Below are 6352 nucleotides of genomic sequence, written 5' to 3'. Positions count from 1 at the left end.
TACTTTTTAGACGGCCTCTTTTTTGTTTGCCCTGCATGCAAACAATTCCGGGACTTGAAAGAAAGTCCGCTCACCTGATCGGAGGGAAGAGCAATGCGAAGTCAAGTGCGTCACTGGCAACGGTGGGGTGTGAAGGAAGACCTAGCAAGTTAGTGGAACATAGAGAAATCGAACCGATTCTGGCATATATTGGGGGTAAGGTTGCAAAAAGTGCCAACGCCCAAAATCCGAATGGCAATATATGTTAAAACGGATGGCTTCACTAACAGGAATGTTTTAGCTTAACAGGGGAAGCCTGATTATTCGCCTTTTCTAGGCTAGGCAGAAACAAGTCGAGAGACAAGGATTTGTTATGGAAAATCAGGTGGCAGATGAGTCCGTAGTAGTGGGAAAATTTGGGCCTGAGAAGTACTGGTAACAGTGTGGAGGAGAAAACCCAAATGACATTGCACAAGAATCGCATAATCGGTTGCAATGACTGTCACAGATTAGATGTGGCGGATGCGAAGGGATGAAGTTAAATCAAGTACAGGAAGTTCTTTAAAAGAATTAGTTATAAGCGAAGACAATCGGAATTGAAATATTCTGAGGAATTGCAGCAAAGAGGAGTGACGAGCTAACTCTGGCTGTTAATCCGCGCGAGTATTGAGTAGTAAGATTTTTTACTGTTATAGATTGCCACAGTGCTAAAAACAACAGTATACCTTATGAACAAACAATCTGTCTAATTCTGCCTAAAGAAATAAACCGTACTGCAAAGAAGAGAAAGTTTCATTATGCGAAAATGGTACAGTCTTATAGACAAGGTTTATGCATTACCGAGGCTGGAACAAGCCTACCGTGAGGTAAGGAAAAATAAAGGTTCCAGAGCCAAGGGAGTGGATAACCAAAGTATAGCTGATTTTAGTTCAGCTCTAGAGGAGAATTTGTGCCAACTCTCCAGGGAACTGAAAGAGGGGAGGTATAAGCCACAGCCGGTAAGGCGGGTCTATATCGATAAACCAGACGGGAGCAAGAGAGGATTGGGTATCCCAACCATTAAAGACCGTATTGTACAACAATCGCTGCTTAATATGTTGCAACCTATCTTCGATCCCGAATTCCATCCCTCCAGTTATGGGTATCGTCCTAAACGAAGTGCTCATCATGCCATTGCCAAAGCAGAGCGCTTTAGTCGGTACTATGGTCTGGATCATGTAGCAGACATGGATTTATCCAAATGTTTTGATACTCTAGACCATCGGCTGATAGTGCAAAGCGTGGGCAAACGGGTAAGCGATGGAAAGATACTTAAACTGATAGGGAGCTTTTTAGAATCCGGCGCACTCGATGGAGAGCGCTTCACACCTACAAAGAAGGGGAGCCCACAAGGGGGAATTATCTCACCGCTCCTGATGAATATCTATCTGGACGCATTCGACCAGCATATGAAAAATTCAGGCATACGAATGGTGAGGTTCGCCGATGACGTGCTGTTGTTTGCACCAACCAAAGCTCAAGCTGGAAACTATATGGCTAAAGCCACGAGTTATCTGGAAAATGAGCTTGGGTTAGAAGTGAATAAAAACAAGAGCAGTCTGACAAACCTCGCAGAAGGCATTCACTATTTAGGTGTGGTGATAAAGCCCTTTGGAGTAGTGGTATCCCACAAAAGCATCAAAAGGTTCAAAGAGAAAGTAAAACTACTAACCCCTAGAACTAAAGGGCAAAGTATAGCTTTCTATATTAAAGAACTGAACCCGCTATTAAGGGGTTTTGCCAACTACTTCCGAATAGGCTTGACCAAAAAGCTGTTCCAGGATCTTTTAAGCTGGATCAGGAGAAGGTTACGAATGATGGTGATGAAAAGCTGGAAAAGCTGGAAACCTCTTCACCGACAACTAAGGCGTATGGGTTATAAGGGGAATTTTCTTAAGATATCGGTAACCCGATGGAGAAACTCCTCTACCAATTTAATACACTATGCCCTGCCAAATAAGTACTTCACAGAATTAGGATTGTACGCAATGGACACCGTTGAAGGGAATACTTTGCATCAGTACTATCAAACAGTACTGAATAAGATTTAACATGAGCCGTGTACGAGACCAGTATGCCCGGTTCTGTAAGAGGGATGAAGATATTAAATGCTCAAATATTTATTATCTTCACCCTACTTGATTATGTCTTAATCTTAAGTGTTGGGACAGACTCATCCTACGCATCGCAATTGCCACCCCGACTTTTGAATGTCAAAATGTAAAAAACACCTAATAAAAAAGGGATTCTTCATTCAGAAAAATCCCTTTTTTGGTTTAATATTTTGTAATTCCCTAATCTTTATCTTCCTCGTCGTCTTTTTCAGGAATTTCTACGATAGGCTCGTTGTAATCTGAATCGTCGTAATCGTCTTCATCAAAATTGGCCATAGTATTTTCAAGTCGTGTGCTTACTTTAACCAGGTAAATAGTGTCTTCGGTTTTTACTTCAACCGCTTCAACTGTTTCGTTTTTTGCGTTTTTAAAGGCAATTATCTGGTCGTCATCATACCCGTCTGGATATTTCTCAACCAAAAGGCCCAGGATTTCGGGAGTTAATTTTTTGTAGTCAACAATAATTCTTTTCATAAATAAAAGTTTATGAGGATGTAGTTAGTAGGTTTTAAAAATACTGTTTTTATATTATAAATCAAGTTTTCCTGTAATATTCAAAAGCATTCCAAATTAGCGTGTTAGGTACTTTGCAATCTATCTCGGTGTTGCCAATATCTTTTAGCAGAACAAAATTTATATTTCCGTGTGAATTTTTCTTGTCGTATTTCATCAAATCTATGATTTGCTGAATGTCTTCTTCCAAAAATTCTACTTTTTCGTAAATATCCAAAATTTTAATGGTGATTTCTTTCAATTTATCTTCCGGGAAACTTTTAAGTTCTTTAGAAAGATAAGTTGCCAAAACCATTCCCACCGCAATAGCTTCGCCGTGAAGTAAAGTTGTTTTTTCAGGGTGGGTTAAAAAATAAGATTCTATAGCGTGCCCCAAGGTATGACCGTAATTTAAGGTTTTTCGCAATCCGTTTTCTTCCGGATCTTCGGTGACAACTTTAGCTTTTATTTCTACCGATTCTCTAATAATATCGTCAAGATCGTCTAAAGTTAGTTCGCTTAAATTAGTCACTTTTTCCCAATAGGTCTCGCTGCTAATTAATGCGTGTTTTAGGATCTCTGCCAAACCGCTTCGCATTTCGTTTTGGGGTAGGGTAGCCAGAAAAGATGGATCAATTATCACCATTTCAGCGTGATTAATTACGCCAATCTGGTTCTTTAAATTTCCCAGGTCTACACCGGTTTTTCCTCCAACAGATGCATCTACCATTGCCAAAAGACTGGTAGGTACATTTATGTAGCTTATGCCGCGTTTAAAAGTAGAAGCTATAAATCCGCCAAGATCGGTTACAACGCCGCCACCTACATTTATCATTAAGCTTTTTCTATCGGCATCTAATTCTGAAAGTGCATTCCAAACACCACTACAGGTTTCCAAATTTTTATTGATCTCACCGGCTTCAATCTCCAAAATCTCAAAATTTTCTGAAGCATCAATTTTCTGTAAAAAAGAAGCCAGGCAATCACGATGCGTATTATTATCTACTAGAATGAAAACTTTGGAAGGTTTTGCCTCTTTTAAATAAGTATTTATTTTATGAAAACCATCTTCCTGATAGTAAACCGGCCCTTTGGCTGCCATGTTGGACATAGTTCTTGACGTTTTAAACATTTATCTGATTGGGCTTCGAAAATAAGCAGAAATATTCATAATAAAATCAAACTTCAATAATTATATTTGCGCTAATTAAGACACACCCCATGATTAATAGAAAAATTTTTAATGATACTAAAACAGCTTTTAAATTAAAATCTGATTTAGAACTGGATCGTGCTATCTTTTTATTTAGCATGATGAAGAACAAGCAACTGGTAGATGCCGGTTCCTGGTTGACTAAAATTTCTTTAAAGCTACACCTGCCTGTAGAAGGACTGATTAAAAAAACCATTTTTGAACAGTTTTGTGGTGGTGTTACCGAAGATGATTGCAAGCCGCTCACCAAAGAAATGTATGCTGAAAAATTGCACGGCATTCTTGATTATTCGGTTGAGGGTAAAGAAACCGAAGAGCAGTTTGATGCTGCTTTAGATAAAAAAATGAAGTTGATAAAATTCGCTGCTGAAAGTGAAGAATTGCCATTTTCGCTCTTTAAACCTACAGGAATTGGAAGGTTTGCTATTTGGGAAAAAATCACAGAACGTATTAATTTAAGCGACGAAGAAAAAGAAGAATGGGAACGTGTTAAAGAAAGAGTTGATACTCTTTGTAAATGTGCTTATGATAATAATGTAAGATTATACGCCGATGCCGAGGAAAGTTGGATGCAACTCGCAGCCGATGAATTGATGGAAGAAATGATGAAAAAGTATAACAAGGAGAAAATTCTTATTTATAATACTTTTCAGTGTTACCGTTGGGACAGGTTGGAGTATGTAAAAAATCTTCACGAAAGAGCTAAAGAAGAAGGCTTTAAAATAGGTGCTAAAATTGTGCGTGGAGCTTATATGGAAAAAGAAAATGCACGTGCAAAAAAATATAATTATACTACCCCAATTTGCGAAAACAAGGAAGCTACAGATGTTAATTTTAATAGCGTGATGTCTTACTGTTTAGCAAACCTTAATGATATACATTTATTTATAGGTACACATAACGAGGTGAGTAATTATCTTGCGCTGCAAAGTATGGAAGATAAAGGCCTTCCTTTAAACGACGATCGTATTTGGTTTAGCCAACTTTATGGAATGAGTGATCATATTAGTTATAACCTGGCAAAGAAAGGATACAATTCAGCGAAATTAGTGCCTTTTGGTCCTGTACGCGAAGTGGTACCTTATTTATTAAGAAGGGCGCAGGAAAATACATCGGTTAAGGGGCAAACAGGGCGTGAACTTTCGCTTTTAGAAGAAGAAAAGAAACGTAGAAAGGGCCAACCAACAAAACACGATAGGGGAGAGCACTAAAAATTAAAAAGCTGTTTAGAATTTAGTTTTTTTAGAAGAATGTCATTCTGAACTTATTTCATAATCTAACATATTAGAACTCCGAACAAATTTCGGAGCAGGCTCTGAACCAGGTTCAGGTTGACGTTAAAAATAGCTAAACCTCCTAAACAGCTTTTACACTTATTTCTAAAGAAACCAACAGCCGTTTAAGCCTCAGTTTCTTCCATAGTGTGATATACATTTTGTACATCATCGTCTTCTTCCAGCCTTTCCAGTAGCTTCTCAACATCTGCAGCTTCTTCAGTAGAAAGTGGTTTGGTAACCTGTGGGATTCTTTCAAATCCTGAAGAAAGTATTTCAATCTCTCTATTTTCTAATTCTTTTTGAATAGCTCCAAAATATTCGAAAGGTGCGTAAATGTGAATGCCATCTTCATCTTCAAAAACTTCTTCGGCGCCAAAATCTATAAATTCAAGTTCCAATTCTTCCACGTCAAGTCCTTCAGCATTCAGTCTGAAATTACAAGTGTGGTCAAACATAAATTCAACTGAACCTGAAGTTCCAAGGTTTCCATCACATTTATTAAAATGAGAGCGAACATTCGCAACGGTACGGTTATTATTATCGGTAGCGGTTTCTACCAATACGGCAATTCCGTGGGGTGCATAACCTTCAAAAAGTACAATTTTATAATCGCCCTGATTTTTATCACTCGCCCTTTTAATGGCACGCTCAATATTATCTTTGGGCATATTCACGCTTTTCGCGTTTTGAATAACTGCTCTTAATTTGGCATTGGTATCAGGATCTGGGCCGCCTTCTTTAACAGCCATCACAATATCTTTTCCAATGCGGGTAAAGGCTTTGGCCATTGCAGACCAGCGTTTCATCTTACGCGCCTTTCTAAATTCAAATGCTCTTCCCATTTATTCTGAATAAAAAATTGAAGCAAAAATATAAAAAAGCTTCCAATTCAATTTAAAAATTGGAAGCTTTAAATTTCAATGCTCTTTTTTCTTAATTTAAGCCGAAGCTTCTACTATTTCTTCAATAGCTTTTGCCAGTTTAAAATCTTTTTCGGTTACTCCATCGGCATCGTGGGTAGAAAGGGAAATTTCAAGTTCATTATAAACATTTCCCCAATTTGGATGATGCTGCTGGGCTTCGGCTTCAAAAGCAATTCGCGTCATTACCGTAAAAGCGTCTTTAAAATTGGCAAACTGAAATGAAGTATGAATTGCATTATCTTTATAAACCCAGCCCTCAAGATTTTCCAGTTTTTTATTGATTTCGTCTTCGCTAAGCTTTTTCATTGTAATAAT

The 6352-nt window shown here is 38.1% G+C and carries 7 protein-coding genes; 3 read left to right on the top strand and 4 right to left on the bottom strand.

Features of this window, described 5'->3' with window-relative positions; all coding sequences use genetic code 11:
- Both B4F31_RS05390 and ltrA read left to right on the top strand, forming a co-directional pair.
- The coding region (locus tag B4F31_RS05390) for a hypothetical protein (protein WP_286760801.1) at positions 1-248 on the top strand (248 nt) is incomplete at its 5' end.
- A gap of 528 nt (positions 249-776) precedes the next feature.
- Positions 777-2069 (top strand): group II intron reverse transcriptase/maturase, encoded by a 1293-nt coding sequence (gene ltrA, locus B4F31_RS05385; protein ID WP_286760800.1) that lies wholly within the window; start codon positions 777-779, stop codon positions 2067-2069.
- Between the two features lie 243 nt (positions 2070-2312).
- On the opposite strand, the gene B4F31_RS05380 is transcribed toward ltrA, so the two are convergent.
- Together B4F31_RS05380 and aroB are read right to left on the bottom strand one after the other, a co-directional pair.
- Complete coding sequence (locus B4F31_RS05380; protein ID WP_075326636.1) at positions 2313-2606, bottom strand: hypothetical protein; 294 nt, start codon at positions 2604-2606, stop codon at positions 2313-2315.
- A gap of 61 nt (positions 2607-2667) precedes the next feature.
- Positions 2668-3735 (bottom strand): 3-dehydroquinate synthase, encoded by a 1068-nt coding sequence (aroB, locus tag B4F31_RS05375; RefSeq protein ID WP_093306596.1) that lies wholly within the window; start codon positions 3733-3735, stop codon positions 2668-2670.
- Positions 3736-3845: 110 nt separating this feature from the next.
- Between aroB and B4F31_RS05370 the strand changes: the two genes are divergently transcribed.
- Positions 3846-5048 carry a proline dehydrogenase family protein gene (locus B4F31_RS05370; RefSeq protein WP_093306594.1) on the top strand — a complete coding sequence of 401 codons (1203 nt, stop codon included), beginning with the start codon at positions 3846-3848 and terminating at the stop codon, positions 5046-5048.
- 188 nt (positions 5049-5236) lie between these two features.
- Here the strand turns inward: B4F31_RS05370 and B4F31_RS05365 are convergent, their stop codons facing one another.
- Together B4F31_RS05365 and B4F31_RS05360 are read right to left on the bottom strand one after the other, a co-directional pair.
- Positions 5237-5956, bottom strand: coding sequence for a YebC/PmpR family DNA-binding transcriptional regulator (locus B4F31_RS05365; protein ID WP_075326639.1), 720 nt, complete (start codon positions 5954-5956; stop codon positions 5237-5239).
- A gap of 96 nt (positions 5957-6052) precedes the next feature.
- Positions 6053-6343, bottom strand: a complete 291-nt coding sequence (locus B4F31_RS05360) for a 4a-hydroxytetrahydrobiopterin dehydratase (RefSeq protein WP_075326640.1) — start codon at positions 6341-6343, stop codon at positions 6053-6055.
- Between the last annotated feature and the right edge of the window lie 9 nt (positions 6344-6352).

It is taken from the genome of Salegentibacter sp. UBA1130, from assembly GCF_002311535.1.
GTDB lineage: Bacteria > Bacteroidota > Bacteroidia > Flavobacteriales > Flavobacteriaceae > Salegentibacter > Salegentibacter agarivorans.
This window is presented reverse-complemented; position numbering and strand designations above follow the sequence as displayed.